At 57.5% G+C, this 18,109-nt stretch carries 15 protein-coding genes; 6 read left to right on the top strand and 9 right to left on the bottom strand.

The annotated features are described in order from the left end of the window. Window positions 1-58: 58 nt before the first annotated feature. On the bottom strand, window positions 59-862 hold the full coding sequence (locus tag ASE07_RS00215) for a substrate-binding periplasmic protein (protein WP_162256851.1): 804 nt from the start codon (window positions 860-862) through the stop codon (window positions 59-61). Window positions 863-992: 130 nt separating this feature from the next. Beyond that, a complete protein-coding gene (locus ASE07_RS00210) occupies window positions 993-1,322 on the bottom strand; it encodes a hypothetical protein (protein WP_057288788.1) in 330 nt (109 codons plus the stop codon). A gap of 279 nt (window positions 1,323-1,601) precedes the next feature. On the opposite strand from ASE07_RS00210, the gene ASE07_RS00205 reads away from it, so the two are divergent. Both ASE07_RS00205 and ASE07_RS00200 read left to right on the top strand, forming a co-directional pair. Beyond that, window positions 1,602-2,300, top strand: a complete 699-nt coding sequence (locus ASE07_RS00205) for a class I SAM-dependent methyltransferase (RefSeq protein ID WP_057288787.1) — start codon at window positions 1,602-1,604, stop codon at window positions 2,298-2,300. A gap of 124 nt (window positions 2,301-2,424) precedes the next feature. Then, window positions 2,425-3,252, top strand: a complete 828-nt coding sequence (locus ASE07_RS00200; protein WP_057288786.1) for a DUF4198 domain-containing protein — start codon at window positions 2,425-2,427, stop codon at window positions 3,250-3,252. A 58-nt stretch (window positions 3,253-3,310) separates the two neighbouring features. Here ASE07_RS00200 and ASE07_RS28550 read toward each other — a convergent pair whose 3' ends face one another. Beyond that, on the bottom strand, window positions 3,311-3,526 hold the full coding sequence (locus ASE07_RS28550) for a hypothetical protein (RefSeq protein ID WP_156396309.1): 216 nt from the start codon (window positions 3,524-3,526) through the stop codon (window positions 3,311-3,313). 379 nt (window positions 3,527-3,905) lie between these two features. Next, on the bottom strand, window positions 3,906-5,573 hold the full coding sequence (gene ettA / locus ASE07_RS00195; protein ID WP_057288785.1) for an energy-dependent translational throttle protein EttA: 1,668 nt from the start codon (window positions 5,571-5,573) through the stop codon (window positions 3,906-3,908). A gap of 272 nt (window positions 5,574-5,845) precedes the next feature. Here ettA and ASE07_RS00190 point away from each other — a divergent pair, with 272 nt between their 5' ends. Then, window positions 5,846-7,723, top strand: coding sequence for a potassium transporter Kup (locus ASE07_RS00190; RefSeq protein WP_156396308.1), 1,878 nt, complete (start codon window positions 5,846-5,848; stop codon window positions 7,721-7,723). A gap of 37 nt (window positions 7,724-7,760) precedes the next feature. Here the strand turns inward: ASE07_RS00190 and rarD are convergent, their stop codons facing one another. After that, on the bottom strand, window positions 7,761-8,645 hold the full coding sequence (gene rarD, locus ASE07_RS00185) for an EamA family transporter RarD (RefSeq protein ID WP_057288783.1): 885 nt from the start codon (window positions 8,643-8,645) through the stop codon (window positions 7,761-7,763). Between the two features lie 289 nt (window positions 8,646-8,934). On the opposite strand from rarD, the gene ASE07_RS00180 reads away from it, so the two are divergent. Next, a complete protein-coding gene (locus tag ASE07_RS00180; RefSeq protein ID WP_057289047.1) occupies window positions 8,935-9,621 on the top strand; it encodes a Crp/Fnr family transcriptional regulator in 687 nt (228 codons plus the stop codon). 106 nt (window positions 9,622-9,727) lie between these two features. Here ASE07_RS00180 and ASE07_RS00175 read toward each other — a convergent pair whose 3' ends face one another. The 3 genes from ASE07_RS00175 to ASE07_RS00165 form a co-directional block, all read right to left on the bottom strand. Then, window positions 9,728-13,288 carry an indolepyruvate ferredoxin oxidoreductase family protein gene (locus ASE07_RS00175; RefSeq protein ID WP_057288782.1) on the bottom strand — a complete coding sequence of 1,187 codons (3,561 nt, stop codon included), beginning with the start codon at window positions 13,286-13,288 and terminating at the stop codon, window positions 9,728-9,730. A gap of 220 nt (window positions 13,289-13,508) precedes the next feature. Continuing rightward, a complete protein-coding gene (locus tag ASE07_RS00170; RefSeq protein WP_057288781.1) occupies window positions 13,509-14,444 on the bottom strand; it encodes a LysR substrate-binding domain-containing protein in 936 nt (311 codons plus the stop codon). 46 nt (window positions 14,445-14,490) lie between these two features. Next, window positions 14,491-14,937, bottom strand: a complete 447-nt coding sequence (locus ASE07_RS00165) for an Lrp/AsnC family transcriptional regulator (protein WP_057288780.1) — start codon at window positions 14,935-14,937, stop codon at window positions 14,491-14,493. 119 nt (window positions 14,938-15,056) lie between these two features. Between ASE07_RS00165 and yedA the strand changes: the two genes are divergently transcribed. Both yedA and ASE07_RS00155 read left to right on the top strand, forming a co-directional pair. Then, complete coding sequence (gene yedA / locus ASE07_RS00160) at window positions 15,057-15,995, top strand: drug/metabolite exporter YedA (protein ID WP_082583861.1); 939 nt, start codon at window positions 15,057-15,059, stop codon at window positions 15,993-15,995. Further along, a complete protein-coding gene (locus ASE07_RS00155; protein ID WP_057288779.1) occupies window positions 15,992-16,621 on the top strand; it encodes a LysE family translocator in 630 nt (209 codons plus the stop codon). Before yedA ends, ASE07_RS00155 begins: the two co-directional genes overlap by 4 nt. A 130-nt stretch (window positions 16,622-16,751) precedes the next feature. Here ASE07_RS00155 and ASE07_RS00150 read toward each other — a convergent pair whose 3' ends face one another. Next, window positions 16,752-17,783 carry a GGDEF domain-containing protein gene (locus tag ASE07_RS00150; protein ID WP_057288778.1) on the bottom strand — a complete coding sequence of 344 codons (1,032 nt, stop codon included), beginning with the start codon at window positions 17,781-17,783 and terminating at the stop codon, window positions 16,752-16,754. Window positions 17,784-18,109: the final 326 nt, after the last annotated feature.

Genomic DNA, 18,109 nt, shown 5'->3' with positions numbered 1-18,109 from the left:
GTTAGCTTGCAAGGACTGTACCGCGCACCAGAGATGATGAATCACAGGAAATCACCATTCAGGGCTGAAGGAATTCCTGGTATTTTTTGAGAATCGCGCCATACGTGCCGTTCTGTCGGATCGTCCTGAGCCCGGTATTGAATCCATTACGAACCGCAATGTCACGGAACGCCGCCATCCGAGGACTCGGAGGGAACAAGGGATGGAAGGTCAACGTCTGCACCGAATTGATGGGCGATTCGAGTTGCCGCGATAGATATCGGAACACCAGGCGATCCGTCACAACAACATCAGCCCGTCCGGTGAACAGCAACTTGTTCTGGGTCAGCTGCTGCGGATATTCCTTGTACGCCGGGTGCCCGGTGACGGCATTTTTGTAGGTGTCGCCAAGAACCAGGCTGGCATTCTGGAACGCGGCGACCGAATACAAGCGTAAATCATCTATCCCGCGCAGCCGGACCTGCCGACTGGCCAGGGAAATCGCAAAATTCTGATAATGCAGGTAGGGTTCGGAAATGTATTCCTCGCCGCCAATGCCTTCCGTAACACTCAGCATGCCATCAAGGTGATGTGCGCGCAGCAGTGCCAAGGCGCGGGCTGGTGGCAAATGTTGGGCAACCATCTTGTAGCCGCCGGCTTCCAGTGCTTTTTCGGCAATTTCGTATTCAAGACCGCCTGCCCCGGAGCCCATGATATACGGCGGCTTGGTAAGGCCGACGCCGATCTGCACCTCAACGAGCGGCGCACCGGTACTGGCCATGCCTTGCCTGGCAGGGGCAAGCACCAACGCCAGCAGCAGGGATAGTGCATACCTTCGCCGCTGCGGATTGCGTATTAAGGTGGGGCTGCGTGTGGAAAACATAAGGTATAACGCCGTGCAGAGAGCTTTCTGCAGTGTAGCCACTCCTGACATGACCGAAAGCCGATTATAGGTCGGGAAAGAAAATAACGCTGCTCGATATCAAGACCTTTTTATGGCCTCTTTCCAACGTTCAGGAAAAGTTTGAGTCTACCGTATGCAGCGCTTGCCTGCCCTGGTGTTCGTGCAGCGTTCCAGAAATGCGCGCTGTTATGCCATAGGCCAGTACGGTGAGTTGCGCAAGCGCGTTAATACCGGCGACCAGGGCAAACAATGGGCTTTTTACGACATAAATGGCATACAGGATCGTAACCAGGGTAACGCCTATCCATCCGCCCCAAGTCAATAGAGAAATCGAACGGCGCATGAGTGGATCACGGTGGTAGCGCAAAATCTGTGGGATATATAGAGCCGTCGCGGCGAGGCCGGAGACACCATACAAAACGCTTAACACTTGTTCCATGGTTTCCTGATAAGTGCATCCATCCAATATCAAAGCGCTGTTCAGCCCTTGATGGGCAATAGACCGGTGCTGTCCGGAAATGTTCCCTTGGGAAATTTTTTAACGCATTGGCGATCTTGCGAAGACATGGCGCTTGTGTTTTCACAACCGCTGTTCTGCAGCCGCATTGAATAATGTGCAAGGAGAAAATCCAGCATGGCAGTTCGCTGCGCCGGCTATTGTTTGAAGGTCTGCGCCAAACCAGCTTGCCGGACCACTTTATCTGGGGAGAAGGAAGATATGAAGAACGCAATCCATGCGCGATACAGCGAAGCACCAGCTGGGGGATTTGTTGACAAGATCCTGGCAGCACAGCGACGCAAGCTATTCGAGTCCTTTCTGGAATTCAAGAAGGGTAACGCCAACGACACCACGCTCAATGTGGGCATGATGCCGGCAACGCTGTTCGAAAAGCCGGATTACCTGAGCATGTGGAGCGACCAGAAGGAACGCTCCCGCATTTTGTCCTATCAGATTGAACCGCCCGTGACCGGCCCGGCCCAGCGCGGTGCGCCGATAGCCAAAGAAGAAGGACTGCTTCTGCCATTCTCCGACGGCGCATTCGACTGGGTGGTATGCAATGAAGTGATCGAACACGTCGGCAATAATGCCCGGCAATTTGCGCTGGTAAAGGAGTTGTACCGCGTCGCCCGGAAAGGCGTTTTTGTGTCGACCTCCAACCGCCGGCATCCGATTGAATTCAATACTGGCATGCCACTCATTCATTTGCTGCCGATACCGGTATGGCGCGGAATTCTCGGCAAGACGGGCCATCATGGCTGGGCATCAGAGTCTGTGCTGAACCTGGTGGACGGTCCTGCGCTGTACCGCTTCGCCGAGATGCTGCCGGGTTCGCCAAAGCACGATGTCGGGCATAAACGTGTGTTCGGGGCCAAGGCGCATTTCTTCCTGATGATTCATAAACCGCAAGTCAAATGATGCGAAATGACATGAATCCGGATAACGGGAGCGCTCGTACAATCGATTAAGGGGCAGCGTTGCCTTGCGCGCTGACTGTCCTGGCTGTTCTTCATGTCCATCGCTAACCGACACTGAATCCGAAATGATAAAACGCCTGAGCGCTGCATGCGCTGTTCTTGCATTGCTCACCAGCTTGCCCGCCGCCGCACATGAGTTCTGGATGATGGCAAAGCCGTTTTCACCGGGCGTCGGCGCATCCACGTCGATTACGCTGCATGTCGGGGAATATTTCCATGGCGACCTGTTGCCTATCGCGTCAAGGCAAACAGCTGCGCTGCTGCTCTATTCAAAAGGCAATCCACGTGATCTGCAGAGGCAGTTGCCGACCGACACGGCGCTACCGGATTTGCAGATGACCTTCCCGAATTCCGGCACTTACATGCTGGCCTACGACAGCAATCCCAGCCAGATTGCGCTCGCACCGGATAAATTTCACGCCTATCTGCATGACGAGGGACTGGACCACATCATTCGCCAGCGCGAAGACGCAGGCAACGCCACTGCGCCCGGGCGCGAACGCTACCGGCGTAACGTCAAAACCCTGTTACGTGTCGGCGGCAAGTCCGATGGCAGCTATGCGGCGCTGACAGGACAACGCCTGGAAATCGTGCCGACTTCGGACCCGCTGGCCAAGTCGGCAGGCGACAACCTGAGCTTCACACTGTTTTTTGACAGCAAGCCATTGCCAAACGCCCTGGTCAAGGCATGGCATAAACGCGAAGGGCAAACCATCATGATCCGTGCACGTACCGGGGCTGACGGCAAGGTCAGTTTCGGCCTGCCCTATGCGGGACCCTGGATGATCAGCGTGGTGCATATGGTACCGGCCGTCGATGCGCCGGAGGTAGACTGGGATAGTTTCTGGGGAAACCTGACATTTGAACTGGCTGGAAGAAAAAGCGGCCGATAGACGCGTTCACCATGCTATCCATCGGCCGACGATGCCAAGTTGTCTGAATTGTCTGAAGTTAACCGCCGAAGTACGGGTCCGAGGCGGAGTCATGACGGTTGTTGCCTGTCCACTGTCGTTCGGATGAACCCGCACCACCCATCATCCCGCTGTGCATGCGGCCGTCGCCGCTCATCATGCTGGTACCGCTGGACATCCCACTTCCTTGATGCATTCCCATGCCCGAACAGCCGGCAAGAAAAGCTACGATGGCCATAATGGAAAGTTTCTTCATATTGCACCTGTCCTGGTTATTGTTGCATTGAGTCAGGCGCGTCCCCAACATCGTTGCAGACGCGTGGTGCTGTACTATAGGACGCGTGTCGGAGGGCTTATGGCCGGTGCAATAAGGTTTGAGGCAGCTCAAGCAGGCAGCAGGTTGACGCTCAGGCTTGCCGGATGAAGAGTGTGGATTCAAGCATGAATGGGCCGGTGGAAAATTATGAGCCTATGGAAAAAATGTGCCGTCGCCACACAACGAAGTTCATCTCGCGGAAAAGCTCTTTTAACGGGCAACTCGCTCGGCCAGCCAGTCTGAACATTGCAATAAAAAACGCCCCGGCTGGCGGGGCGTTTTTCAGGAAAGATAGCAGCGCGTTGGCGCCTTTTCCGGATCAGCGAGTAACCGGTTTGTAGCGGACACGCTTGGGCTTCGCGCCTTCCTCACCCAGACGCTTTTTCTTGTCGGCTTCGTATTCCTGATAATTACCGTCAAAGAATACAACCTGTGAATCGCCCTCGAAGGCCAGGATATGCGTGGCAATCCGGTCGAGGAACCAGCGATCGTGCGAAATCACCATCACGCTGCCGGCAAACTCGAGCAGCGCATCTTCCAGCGCACGCAGGGTTTCGACGTCGAGGTCATTGGACGGTTCGTCAAGCAGCAGCACATTACCGCCCATCAGCAGCGTCTTCGCCAGGTGCAGGCGTCCGCGTTCACCGCCGGACAGGTTACCCACGATCTTCTGCTGATCGCCGCCCTTGAAGTTGAAGCGACCGAGATAGGCGCGCGATGGCATTTCGAATCGTCCAACGGTCAGGATGTCGGCACCGTTCGAGACGTCTTCAAATACCGTCTTCTTGTTTTCGAGTTGTTCGCGCGACTGCTCGACCAGAGACAGTCTGACTGTCGGGCCGATCACCACTTCGCCGCTATCCGGTTGTTCTGTGCCGGCGATCATCTTGAACAATGTCGATTTACCGGCGCCGTTCGGGCCGATGATGCCGACGATGGCGCCCGCCGGGATCTTGAAGCTGAGGTTGTCGATCAGCAAGCGATCGCCGAAGGCCTTGCTCACATTCTTGAATTCGATGACTTCATTACCGAGGCGCTCCGCAACCGGAATGAAAATTTCCTGGGTCTCGTTGCGCTTCTGGTATTCGTGTTCGGACAGTTCATTGAAGCGGGCCAGACGCGCCTTACTCTTGGCCTGGCGGCCCTTCGGATTCTGGCGCACCCACTCTAGTTCCTTGGCAATGGTTTTCTGGCGCGCGGACTCGGTCGCTTCCTCCTGTTTCAGGCGGGCTTCCTTCTGCTCCAGCCACGAGCTGTAATTGCCTTTCCAGGGAATGCCGTGGCCGCGGTCAAGCTCGAGAATCCATTCGGCCGCATTATCAAGGAAGTAACGATCGTGGGTGATGCCGACGACGGTACCCGGGAAGCGCTGCAGGAATTGCTCGAGCCAGTCCACCGATTCCGCGTCCAGGTGGTTGGTCGGCTCATCCAGCAGCAGCATGTCCGGCTTCGACAGCAGCAGGCGGCACAGTGCGACACGGCGTTTTTCACCACCGGACAGCACGCCGATCTTGGCGTCCCAGGGCGGCAGGCGCAATGCATCGGCTGCCATTTCCAGTTGCAGGTTGACGTTGTTGCCGTCGCTGGCGGCGATGATCGCTTCCAGCCGAGCCTGCTCGGCGGCCAGCGCGTCGAAGTCGGCATCCGGCTCCGCATAGGCGGCATACACCGCGTCCAGCTTCGCCTGTGCCTCGAAGACTTCGCCCAGCGCGGATTCGACGGCCTGGCGCACGGTCTGTTCGGGATCCAGCTGCGGTTCCTGCGGCAGGTAACCGATGTTCAGTCCCGGCATCGGGACGGCTTCACCTTCGATTTCCTTATCGATACCTGCCATGATCTTGAGCAGCGTGGATTTGCCCGAGCCGTTCAGGCCAAGCACGCCAATCTTGGCGCCGGGAAAGAAAGAAAGCGAAATATCTTTAAGAATCTGGCGCTTGGGCGGGACAATTTTGCCCACGCGGTTCATGGTATAGACGTATTGAGCCATAGGAATATCAGAGATCGAGAAATCGCCCTAAAAGAGGAAGAATGCAAGCATAACCGATCATGCCTTACGAAGGCGCGGCCTGAGAGGGAAAACCGGATTGGCAAGCTGCGGTAAAGCATTGTTGAGGAATTTTGTGTTTAGCGGTCAGGGCGACTTCACCATCACCATTGAAGTGGCGCATGCGCGCGTGTTCGCAGGCATGTCAAAATTCACTTGCAATTCCGTCGTACAGCTCCTATTGTGCAATGCACCATAACAACATAACACCACACGTGGCACATTCCCATCACAAGTCCGGTCTTGCCCCCCTTACGCTGGCGGCAATCGGCATTGTTTACGGCGACATCGGCACCAGCCCGCTGTACACCATGAAAGAAGTCTTTTCCAAGGAGCATGGACTTCCGCTCACCCCCGACAACATCATGGGTATCGTGTCCCTGATTTTCTGGGGACTCACCGTCATCGTTTCGCTCAAGTATGTCACGCTGGTCCTGCGCGCCAACAACCGCGGCGAAGGCGGAATCATGGCCCTCATGGCGCTCGCCTTGTCGTCGGTCAGCCGCTCAGGGAGATTCTATTTTCCGCTGATGGTAATGGGTTTATTCGGCGCCACCCTGTTTTACGGCGACAGCATTATCACACCGGCGATTTCGGTCCTCTCGGCCATCGAAGGACTGGAAGTCGCAGCGCCCGGACTGGAGCCTTTCGTCGTACCGCTGACGGTAATCGTCCTGGTTGGTCTTTATTCGCTGCAGGCGCGTGGCACCGCCGGCATCGGCAAATGGTTCGGTCCCATCATGGTGGTCTGGTTTGCGACACTGGCAGTCATGGGTATTGTCAATATCATTGAAGCTCCCGTCATCCTCGCCGCGCTCAATCCACTGTATGCGCTGAAATTCATGGCTCAGAACGGGCTGGTCGCCTTTATCGCACTGGGCGCAGTCGTGCTGGCGTTCACCGGTGCGGAAGCGCTCTATGCCGACATGGGGCATTTCGGTCCCAAGCCTATACGCATGGCATGGTTCCTGGTTGCTTTTCCCGGCCTGGCTCTGAACTACCTGGGCCAGGGCGCGCTCCTGATTCACCGCCCTGAGGCGGTCGACAGCCCCTTCTTCCAGCAGCTTGGACCCTGGAGCATTTATCCGCTGGTGGCCTTGTCAACCATAGCAACCGTGATCGCGTCGCAAGCCACGATTTCCGGTACGTTTTCGATGACCAAGCAGGCGATCGCACTGGGTTTTCTGCCGCGAATGCGCGTCGAGCATACGTCGGCAACTGAAATGGGACAAATCTACCTGCCCATGGTGAACTGGCTGCAACTTGCCATCGTGGTGCTCGCGGTGATCGGCTTCGGCTCGTCAAGCAACCTGGCCGCCGCGTACGGTATCGCCGTCACCGCCACGATGCTGGTTACCACGGTGCTGACTTTTTTTGTGATTCGCTACCGTTGGCACTACAACCTGTTGCTGTGCTTCTTCGCCACCGGCTTTTTCCTGATCATCGACGTCGCGCTGTTTTCGTCCAATGCATTGAAAATTCTGCATGGCGGCTGGTTTCCGCTACTACTGGGTATCGTGCTGTTTACGACCATGCTGACCTGGAAGCGTGGCCGCGAACTGGTGTTCGATAACCTGCAAAAACATGCGATTCCGCTGGACGCTTTCCTGGAGTCGCTATTCATTGCGCCGCCGATACGTGTTCCTGGCACCGCCATTTATCTGCGCGGCGAAACCGATGGTGTGCCGCACGCGATGCTGCACAACCTGTCACATAACAAGGTGCTGCACGAAAGGGTCATCTTCCTGACCGTGAAAATTCATGAAGTCCCATGGGTACCGCTGGCCGAGCGTGTGCGTGTGTACGCCTTAGGTCATGAGTGCTATCAGCTTAACGTGCATTACGGCTTCAAGGATGAGCCCAACATTCCGCAAGCGCTGGAAGCTGCTGCTGAATTCGGACTCACATTCGAATCCCTGGAAACTTCCTATTTCATCGCCCGCCAGACCGTGATCCACGGACCTGGCGCCGGGATGGCGCCGTGGCGCGAGCACCTGTTCGTCGGCATGTCACGCAATGCGCGCGGGGCCGCGGACTATTACCAGGTACCGTCGAACCGCGTGATTGAACTGGGTACGCAGATCATGATTTGACGGCGTAGGATGCGCCGGTTTCCGGCGTGCGTTGAAGTCAGGCGTTGGACGCCTTGCGGCTCCATGCCTGCCACAATCCCTCCAGCGAATACACCGCCAGTGCGCCCCAGATCAACGCGAATCCGGCAAGGCGCGCCCCGCCAAACGGCTCATGGTAAAGCCACACGCCCAGCAGCAACTGAATCGTCGGTCCGATATATTGCAGCAGTCCCAGCAGCGATAGCGGAATACGCCGCGCTCCGGCCGCAAACAGCAGCAATGGAATCGCTGTAATCGGACCGGATGCCGCCAGCAGCAGTTGCGTACTGGTCGACGCTGTGATGAAGGCGTTATGGCTTTGGCTCGTCAACACGGCCAGATAAATAAACGCTACCGGAAACAGCAACAGCGTTTCCAGTGCAAGGCCTTCCAGCGCACCCAGCGATGCGGTCTTGCGCAGCAAGCCGTAAAACGCAAACGTCGCGGCCAGCAGCAACGCAATCCATGGCAAATGCCCGCCATGCCAGGTCAGCCAGGCAACACCGCAGGCTGCCAGCGCGACGGCCATCCACTGCACCACGCGTAAGCGTTCGCGCAATAGCAGCGATCCCAGCAGCACGTTGAACAGGGGATTGATGAAATAACCGAGACTGGCCTCGACCACGTTGCCGTTGTTGACCGCCCAGATGTAGATGAACCAGTTGCTCGACAGCAGCACCGCGCTGGCCGCGAAACCTGCCAGCACTTTGGGCTGACGCATGACACCCCGCAGCCATCCCCAGTGGCGACGCCAGGTCAGCACCACCACGACGAAGGCCAGCGACCACACCATGCGATGCAGAAGAATTTCGAGTGGCGGGATTTCCTGCAGCGACTTGAAATATAGGGGAAAGATGCCCCACAGCGCGTAAGCCGTGGCGGCGTAGAGCATGCCAATATTCATAAGGGATTCGGTTGTAGGAGTATGCCGCGCCGATTGCCAATGCAGGCGAATGCAGCATGCGGCAACGCCACGGAAGCGGGATGCCCGCGAGCCCGTACATTATGTCAGCAATCGTCATGCCGCGTGATTGCGCTGAGCGCTCTGCAATATGCAATGCGCAAGATTGGACAACAGTATTCTTGGATAACAGCATTCGTGTACCACCATGCTTGGCACGCATTGCGCCTGCGGTTATGATCAGTTGCAGCAGCCGATATCAACGGATATCAATTCATCACCTTGCGACTTCATGACATCCACCCCCATCACTCTCATCAACATGATTCGCCAGACCGCATGGGCGCATTCGCTCACCGCTACGCAAATGGCGCAGGTCGAACAGGATGTCGTCGAGCGTTTCGTCCCGGCGGGCGGCTATGTCTGTCGCAAGGGCGAGCCCGTTGATTGCTGGATCGGTACCATCGATGGTTTGCTGAAGATGAGTAGCGTTTCGCCGGAAGGCAAGTCGATTACTTTTACCGGGGTCCTGACCGGCGCCTGGTTTGGCGAGGGCTCGCTGCTCAAGAGCGGGCCGAGGCAATACGATGTGGTCGCCTTGCGCGATACCCGCCTAGCCGAGATACCACGTGCAACTTTTCTTCATCTGCTCGATAACAGCATCGGCTTCAACCGTTTCGTCATGACGCTGCTCAACGAGCGTCTGAGCCTGTTCATTTCACTGGTTGAGTATGATCGCATGCTCGACACTAACGCGCGCCTTGCACGGTGTCTCGCCGCACTGTTCAATCCGCACCTCAATCCGGGTATCAGCCATCAGCTGAAAATTTCGCAGGAAGAGATCGGCTACTTGTGTGGCGCATCGCGACAGCGCGTCAACGGCGCTATTCGCGTGCTTGAGGATGCGGGACTGGTACGCGCCGAATACGGCGCCATTACCGTGCTCGATCTCGATGGATTGCGCAGGTTTCAGGGATAAGGCTTCGGGCAATGTCAATCGCAAGCGGTCTATTAGTCGGACCTGAGCGAAGACCGACGTGGTCGCGTGCTGGGGTTGCACGCGACCACCCTGACGTTACAGGACGTCATGCCGCATGCGGTAAGCCTTTCTGCACAGCCGTATATTTCTCCAACAAGGCTTTGCGCTGCGTTTGATACTGCTGCACTGCTGACTCCTTGACATGCCCGAAGCCGCGTACTTTTTCCGGAAGGCCGGCAATCTCGATTGCCAGTGCAAGCCGGTCGGCGCTCAGTGTGTCGAGCAGCGACAGGATCATGGCGCGGTACTCGGCGATCAACTGCCGCTCCATCTTGCGCTCGGCGGTATAGCCGAACACATCGAGCTTCGTCCCGCGCAGTTTCTTCAGCTTTGCCAATACGCGGAAACCTTGCCATACCCAGGAACCATACTGCGCTTTGACCAGATGGCCCTTGGCATCCTTTTTGGCGAGCAGCGGCGGCGCCAGGTTGAATTTGAGCGAGAAGTCCCCGTCGAACTGCTTCTTCAGCGATTCGACGAACTGGCCGTCGGTGTACAGACGTGCCACTTCATATTCATCCTTGTACGCCATCAGCTTGAAATATGACTTCGCTACCGCCCGCGCCAGCTTGTCGCCCTGGCCCAACGCGGCTTCGGCATTGCGCACGGCGTTGACCAGCTGCTCGTACTGCGCCGCATACCCGGTATCCTGATAATCGGTCAGAAATGCGACACGCCGCTTGATCAGGGTATTGAGGCTTTCCGGCATCTGCACGGTAACGGTCTGAGCCGGTACCGCGATGCGTTCGACGCGTGCAAGATCGACTGCGGCGCGCCGTCCCCACAGGAAGCTTTTCTTGTTTGACTCGACCGCAACCCCATTCAATTCGATTGCCCGCAGCAGTGCTGCTTCGGAGACCGGCAGTGCGCCCTTCTGGTAAGCAAAACCGAGCATGAACAGGTTGGTGGCAATCGCGTCGCCCATCAAGGCGGTCGCAAGGCGTGTCGCATCGATGTAATCGGCGCGGTTGGTGACCGATTCATTGATCAGCGTCTGTACTTCCTCGAACGGGAACTGCCAGTCCGGGCTCTTGGCGAAATGCCCGGTCGGTTGCTGGTGCGTATTGACGACGGCGCGTGTGCGTCCGGCGCGCATCTTGGCGATGGCATCGGCTGCGCCTGCTGTCAGCATGTCACAGCCAAGCACCAGGTCGGCCTCGCCGGTCGCGATGCGCTGAGCGCGGATGCTGCCCGGCGTGCGTGCGATACGGATATGCGAGGTGACCGAACCGTTCTTCTGGGACATGCCCGTCATGTCCAGCACCGATACGCCTTTTCCTTCGAGGTGCGCAGCCATGCCGAGCAGGGCGCCAATGGTGATCACACCGGTGCCGCCAATGCCGTTGAGCAGGATGTTGTACGGTGCGTCGCAGCCTGGCAAAGCCGGATCGGGCAGGGCGCCGAAATCATCCTGTTTCGCGGTGCCGGTTTTCGATTTCTTCAGGGTGCCGCCCTCGACTGTGACAAAGCTCGGGCAAAAGCCTTTGACGCAGGAATAGTCCTTGTTGCAGGACGACTGGTCGATGGTGCGCTTGCGGCCGAATTCGGTTTCCAGCGGCATGATCGAGGTACAGTTCGATTGCACGCCGCAGTCGCCACACCCCTCGCACACCGCGGCATTGATGAACAGTCGCTTGTTGGGGTCGGGGTATTCGCCTTTCTTGCGACGGCGGCGCTTTTCGGCAGCGCAGGTCTGGTCGTAAATCAGGACTGAGACGCCCGGCACTTCACGCAATTCGCGCTGTACCGCATCCATGTCCTTGCGATCGTGCAAGCTCACATTGGCCGGCAGTGACGAGCGATCCTGGTAGCGGCCGAGGTCTTCCGTGACCAGCGCGATGCGTTGCACGCCTTCGGCCGCCATCTGCTGCGCGATCATCGGCACCGAGACCGTGCCGTCCACCGGCTGGCCGCCGGTCATCGCAACCGCGTCGTTGTACAGGATCTTGTAGGTCATGTTGACCTTGGCCGCGACCGCTGCACGGATGGCCAGGTAACCGGAATGGAAATAGGTGCCATCGCCCAGATTCTGGAATACGTGCGGCACCTTGGAAAATGCCGCCTGGCCTATCCATGGTGCGCCTTCACCGCCCATGTGCGTGGTCAGCTTGTTGAATTCCGGGTAGATCGCGGTGGCCATCACGTGGCAACCGATACCGGCCAGCGCAAAGCTGCCTTCGGGAACTTTGGTCGACGTATTGTGCGGGCAGCCGGAGCAGTAATAGGCCGGACGTGGCGGCGTGTTCACCGCTTTGGTCAGCACCTTGTCCTTGGCTTCAAGGAAAGTCAGGCGGGCCTTGATCAGGTCGCTGGTATGAAAGCGGGCGATGCGCTGCGCGATTACGCGCGCGATCTGCGCGACCGAAAAGTCGGCTTTCGAGGTCAGCAACCAGTCGCCGCGTGGATGCACCCATTCGCCTTTTTCGTCGAACTTGCCGATCACACGCGGGCGGACGTCATCACGCCAGTTGTAAAGTTGTTCCTTGAGCTGATATTCGACGATCTGGCGCTTTTCTTCGACCACCAGAATTTCATCGAGACCTTGGGCAAATTCGCGCACGCCGTCCGGCTCCAGCGGCCAGGGCATCGATACCTTGAACAGGCGGATGCCGATGTCGGCGGCCATCTTTTCATTGATGCCGAGTTCTTCCATCGCTTCCAGCACATCGAGGTAAGACTTGCCCGAGGCAATGATGCCCAGTCGTGCGTTCGGACTGTCGATGGTGGTGTGGTTAAGCTTGTTGGCGCGCGCATAGGCCAGGGCCGCATAGATCTTGTAGTCCTGCATCAGCGCTTCCTGCTTGCGCGCCTGGATGCCGAGCGTGTCGGTCGACAGCCGTGCATTCAGTCCGCCCTCCGGCATCACGAAATCGGTCGGGTAGGCGATTTGCAGGCGGAAGGGATCGGCATCGACCGAGGCGGTCGATTCGACCGTATCGGCCAGTGCCTTGAAGCCGACCGCGCAACCGGAATAACGGGACATCGCCCAGGCGTGCAAGCCGAGATCCAGGTATTCCTGCACGTTGCAGGGATACAGCATCGGGATCATGCAGGCTGAAAAGATATGGTCGGACTGGTGCGGCAGCGTCGATGAGTACGCGCCATGGTCGTCGCCGGCCACTAGCAGGATGCCGCCGTGCTTTGCGGTGCCGGCATGGTTCATGTGCTTGAAGACGTCGCCGCAACGGTCCACGCCCGGTCCCTTGCCGTACCACATCGCAAACACGCCATCGTATTTGGCCGGTCCGATCAGGTCGACCTGCTGCGTACCCCAGACCGCGGTCGCCGCCAAGTCTTCATTGACGCCAGGGACAAACCTGACATGGTTTTCCTCGAGGATCTTTTGTGTCTTCCAGAGGGTTTCATCGAGCCCGCCCAAAGGCGAGCCGCGATAGCCGGAAATGAAACCGGCGGTATTGAGTCCAGCCGCCAGATCGCGCTGACGCTGCATCAGCGGCAGACGTACAAGCGCCTGTATGCCCGAAAGAAAAATCTTGCCGGAAGTGAGGGTGTATTTGTCGTCGAGTTTGACGGGGGCGAGAGCAGAAGCGCCGGTGGATACGGCGTCTGTCAGCCCAGCAGTGGCCACTGCTGTATCGGCTTGCATTACATTGTCTCCAAAATGGTGATTTCAGATAGCGCCTGGCATTAAGGCTGTCGGGTAAGACGGACTTCATGCCAATGTCGCCGGATCGTTGTCGGATCCATGCAGCAAACTCTGGTGTGAATCTGCTATGACCTGAAGTGTAGGGCGGGCGACAAACAGATGCAAATATGGAATGCGGATGGGGGTATAAGTTAAACTTATACCTTGTGCGTCGAGCGACTCAGGAGCCTAGTGCCTCGGCGCTTGACCACTGGCCGCTTTCACACAAGTCCCGGGTGATAGCGAGGACCAGACGGCGTACCGCGGCAGCGCCGTTGGTTAGTGGAATGTTTTTTGAGTAGCAGAGCGCCACGGTACGCGACATCCGGACGTCGCTGATCGGATACGCAACAAGCAGGCCGCGTTCGATTTCCGACAGCAGGGGCGCGACAGGGAGGATCGTCGCCCCGATGTCGGCAAGCAGCGCAGATTTCAGGATAGCAACAGAATTGATGTCGATGACATTCGACACCGACAGTCCGGCGGTACGCACGCAGTTCTCGATCCGTGGACGCACGCCGTGTTGCAATCCGGGCAGGATCAGCGGCACCTGCAACGCCTTGGCCAGTGCAATCGATGCCGCCTTCGGTGCAAACTGCGACGCTGCACGCGTCACGAACATCATGTCTTCTTCGACCAGCGGCGTTGTTGCAAACGAGCCGAGTTGCCCATCATCGAACAGCACCGCGAGATTAATGCGACCGGATTTGAGCTGGTCGATCAGTGTGCCGGACAATTCCTCGGTCAGCTGCAGTGAGATTTCCGGATAGGTCTGGCGCACCGCGGTCAGCAACGGCAGCGCCAACGCGTTCGATACGCTTTGCGGGATTCCCAATGCCACCGTGCCGGATGGCTTGTCGGCAGACTGGGCAACCGCCGACCTGGCGTCGTCGACCTGTTTTAGGATCGCTTGCGCATGCTCATAAAAGATCTTGCCGGCATCAGTTGACAGCACGCCCTGTGCGCTGCGATGCAGCAATTGTGCGCCGAGTTCCTCTTCCAGTTGCTGGATCTGCTGGGTCAACGCCGGTTGCGCGATGTGCAGCACGCGGGCTGCGCGCGACAGTGACCCGTGGTCGACGATGGCAACAAAGTAGCGAAGTTGGCGGAGTTCCATGGGCGGGATGATAACCGGGATTGCCGCAGCAGCCCGCGTTTGTCCGTCAAGCGGCCGGCCTGATCGGTTTGCGCTCGATAAAAGACGACAGGATCAGCGAGGTCGACGTTACGCCGCAGCGAGTCAGCTCGACGATCACTTTCTCCAGTTCGCCTACCGAACTCGCTACCACTTTGACGATGCTGCAGTCATCGCCGGTAATCGAATGACATTCGACAATCTGCGGCACTTGGGCGGCCACCACTTCGACAGGCGTTTCATGGCTGCGCTTTGAAACACGAATGAAGGCGGTAATACCGTAACCCAAAGCGGCCGGATTAACGCGCGCATGGTAGCCCGTGATCACGCCGGTAGTTTCCATGCGTCGCACCCGCTCAGCCACCGCTGGCTGGCTCATATGGATACGCCTTCCGATTTCGGCCAGCGTGATGCGGGCGTCGCCTTGTAGGATCTCGAGAATCTTCGCATCCATCAGATCAAATTCATACTTCATGGCGATTCCACAAAATTTCAATGAAAGAAAAGGAGAAAACAGAAATTTGCCTTTGATTATCTATTTTAACAGCGCTTTTTCACCACTAGACTGAATATCCGTAAAAGAAGGATAACAACATGCGAACCCTCCCCAGACTTGCCTTGCTCGCCCTGCTGACTGTGTATCTGGTCTGGGGCTCGACTTACCTGGCGATTCACTTTGCCTTATTCTCGTTTCCTCCCTTTTTGCTGATGGGAAGCCGTTTTCTCGTCGCCGGCGCACTGTTGTTTGCGGTACTGAAGCTGCGTGGCACGTCCAGTCCGACTGGCCGCCAATGGCGAGACGCCGGCATTGTCGGCGCACTGTTACTTGGCGGCGGCATGGGGTTCACGGCGGTCGCGCAGCAAACCGTTTCGTCCGGATTGACAGCGGTCTTCATCGCCAGCGCACCCCTGATGTTTGCATTGTGGTCCGGCCTTTTCGGCGACTGGCCGGGCCGCCGTGACTGGGTCGGCATTGTGCTTGGCTTTTGCGGGGCCATGCTGCTGGCAAGCGGTGGTGAAATGGCGGCCAGCCCGATCGGCGTGATTGCCTTATCGGTCGCTGTATGCAGCTGGACTTTCGGTTCGGTGCTGTCGCAAAAGAAGCTGGCCATGGCGCCCGGCGCCATGGGCTTTGCCAGTGAAATGCTTTTGGGCGGCGCCTTGCTGACTGTCGCCGGTCTCCTGCAAGGAGAGCGCATCACCTTGCCGATCGATACCCAGGCATGGTGGGCCTGGACCTATCTGGTCACCGCCGGATCGCTTGGGGCCTTTTCTGCCTATATGTATTTACTGTCGCGAGTGTCTCCTGCGCTCGCCTCCAGTTATGCCTATGTGAATCCGGTGATTGCCGTTGCGCTGGGCGTCGCACTGGCCGGTGAAACGGTTGGGGCGCGTGAAATGGTCGCCATGGGCATCATCCTTGGCAGCGTGATTTTGCTGACCACCTCGCGCACCGCCACCAAACCGGCGGACAAGCCGACGCAGCAAAGAGACGATCTCACCCCGCAACTGAAACCAAGGAGAGCAACATGAGCTGGGAAACCTTCCTGATTTTCCTCGTCACCACCGCGGTGGTCTGTCTGACGCCGGGGCCGGCGGCCTTGCTGGTGGTCGCGCAAGGCATGTCGAACGGCTATCGGCGGTCGTACTGGGCGATTGCTGGCATCGCGCTTGGCAATGCCATTTATTTCGCCTTGTCGGCAACTGGTGTCGCCGCACTGATCGTTGCCAGCAGTACCCTGTTTTCGGTGATTAAATGGATAGGAGTTGCCTACCTGTTCTATCTCGGCATCTCAGCGATCCGCAGCAAAGCGAGCGCACTGACCGTGAGCAACGACGCCACCCATGCGACTACCGGTATCCGTGCTTTCTGGCAGGCGATGGTGGTCGAACTGTCCAACCCCAAGGCTTTGCTGTACTTCGTCGCCCTGCTGCCGCAGTTTATTGATCCCTCGCGCCCAGTCGGGCCGCAATTACTGATATTCGGTATTACCTGCATCGGTCTGGATACGATGGCTTACAGCTTGTATGCCTGGCTGGGCAGCAAGACGCGGCGCTTTACCGCAAATGCGCGCTTTGTGAAGACCAGTAACCGTGCGGCCGGTGGCTTGCTGATGGTCGCAGGCGCGATGATGGCAACCTTGAAAAAGGTGGCCTGAACCAGGCGGGACAAGTCGGCGTGGGGCTTTACCCGTCTTTAATATAAACGATGGATGCACGAGGCTCTGTTTAGTCGGTAGCAGACAAAGGAGCAGGCGAATTGGCGGGGGCTGGCTGGAACCCTGACACTCAGAAGAATTCGACGGTATCGTTCGAGACTTCAGAATGCAGTTCGCCGCTCTTGACCAGTTCGTCGTAGTAGCAGACGCGGTTGCGGCCATTGGCCTTGGCGTAGTACAGGGCCTGATCGGCGTGGCCAAGGATGACCACCGGCGATTCATTGGAAATACTGGCAAAGCCAAGGCTGACAGTGACTTTTCCGACCTGCGGGAACTCATGCTGCTCGACGTTGGTACGGAAGCGTTCGAAAATCTTGCGGGCGTCTTCCAGCGTGGTGGAGCGCAGCAACACCACAAATTCCTCGCCGCCGAACCGGAATACGCGGTCCTGCGAACGGAACGACTGGCGCAAAAGATTGGCTACCAGGATCAGCACTTCGTCGCCGTAGAGATGGCCAAACTGGTCATTAACCCGTTTGAAATGATCGATGTCGACCACCGCCAGCCATTGCCCGATGCCGGGTGCCGGCTGATGCCGGCGCTCATCCCGCTCTTGTAGCCCGCTTTCCGGCGAACTGGAGGTCAGAAGGCGTGAAAATTTTTCATCGAAGGTTTTCCGGTTGAGCAAGCCGGTCAGCGAGTCGCGTTCGCTGTAATCGAGGATGTTCTGGTAATTCCGGTAGACGCTCAGTATGCCTTCCATCATATGTAGCGTATGGCTGCTGTAAGGCGTCGGATTGGTCACTTCGAGGCAGGTGCTGACCTTGTCGTTCAGCCAGACCGGCAGCCAAAGCGTACGGTCGCCGGCGGCATTGACGTCTTCCATGCAGGTCTTGCGCTGCTTGATGCTTTCGACCAGGGCGGGATAGCGGGTAATCGGCTCGCCATGATTGTCTGGCGCCTCTTCCATCGAGACGATTTTGCCATTGTTGATGCCGACGCGGGGTCTGATGTACAGCTCGTCCCTGAACCGGAACAGCTCATGCACAAACACCCTGGAAGCGCCAACCAGCTCGTGGAGAGCGGAGACGATGGAACTGTCGAGCAAAGTATGATCGCGCTGACAGGTGATATCCACCAGGTGCTTGAGCAGGGCTTCCATGTTCAAGCACCTGGGTTTTTAAGGGAACTGAAACGAACCAGGTGCAGCCGGCCTTGTGCGCAGAATGGGTTCAGCATGAAAGCGGATGATCCTGGATTCTTGTAAGCGGTGGCAATAACCCGAACCGGCGACTGTACTGCACTGCAGGACGGCAACCAGTTCGAACTTGTAGTTATTCTTGGTAAGACCTTGCGGCTATTCTATCCCGAATCTGCAAACGTGTAGACGCCTGTCGCATTTATGTCATGGACACTGTGGTATGTGGGTAAAAACAGTCATAACAGGTGCCAAAGCATCTATTTAGCCTTTCAGCGCAGATGAAGCGA

This window comes from Noviherbaspirillum sp. Root189 (assembly GCF_001428545.1).
Classification (GTDB): domain Bacteria; phylum Pseudomonadota; class Gammaproteobacteria; order Burkholderiales; family Burkholderiaceae_D; genus Noviherbaspirillum.
This window is presented reverse-complemented; position numbering and strand designations above follow the sequence as displayed.

Bases quoted from the DNA above. Each gene is read 5' to 3' on its own strand.
- ASE07_RS00200 (WP_057288786.1), top strand. From the start codon at position 2,425: ATGATAAAACGCCTGAGCGCTGCATGCGCTGTTCTTGCATTGCTCACC.
- ASE07_RS00150 (WP_057288778.1), bottom strand. From the start codon at position 17,783: ATGGAAGCCCTGCTCAAGCACCTGGTGGATATCACCTGTCAGCGCGAT.
- ASE07_RS28550 (WP_156396309.1), bottom strand. From the start codon at position 3,526: ATGAAGAAACTTTCCATTATGGCCATCGTAGCTTTTCTTGCCGGCTGT.
- ASE07_RS00155 (WP_057288779.1), top strand. From the start codon at position 15,992: ATGAGCTGGGAAACCTTCCTGATTTTCCTCGTCACCACCGCGGTGGTC.
- ASE07_RS00210 (WP_057288788.1), bottom strand. From the start codon at position 1,322: ATGGAACAAGTGTTAAGCGTTTTGTATGGTGTCTCCGGCCTCGCCGCG.
- ettA (WP_057288785.1), bottom strand. From the start codon at position 5,573: ATGGCTCAATACGTCTATACCATGAACCGCGTGGGCAAAATTGTCCCG.
- rarD (WP_057288783.1), bottom strand. From the start codon at position 8,645: ATGAATATTGGCATGCTCTACGCCGCCACGGCTTACGCGCTGTGGGGC.
- yedA (WP_082583861.1), top strand. From the start codon at position 15,057: ATGCGAACCCTCCCCAGACTTGCCTTGCTCGCCCTGCTGACTGTGTAT.
- ASE07_RS00215 (WP_162256851.1), bottom strand. From the start codon at position 862: ATGTTTTCCACACGCAGCCCCACCTTAATACGCAATCCGCAGCGGCGA.
- ASE07_RS00205 (WP_057288787.1), top strand. From the start codon at position 1,602: ATGAAGAACGCAATCCATGCGCGATACAGCGAAGCACCAGCTGGGGGA.
- ASE07_RS00180 (WP_057289047.1), top strand. From the start codon at position 8,935: ATGACATCCACCCCCATCACTCTCATCAACATGATTCGCCAGACCGCA.
- ASE07_RS00170 (WP_057288781.1), bottom strand. From the start codon at position 14,444: ATGGAACTCCGCCAACTTCGCTACTTTGTTGCCATCGTCGACCACGGG.
- ASE07_RS00175 (WP_057288782.1), bottom strand. From the start codon at position 13,288: ATGCAAGCCGATACAGCAGTGGCCACTGCTGGGCTGACAGACGCCGTA.
- ASE07_RS00165 (WP_057288780.1), bottom strand. From the start codon at position 14,937: ATGAAGTATGAATTTGATCTGATGGATGCGAAGATTCTCGAGATCCTA.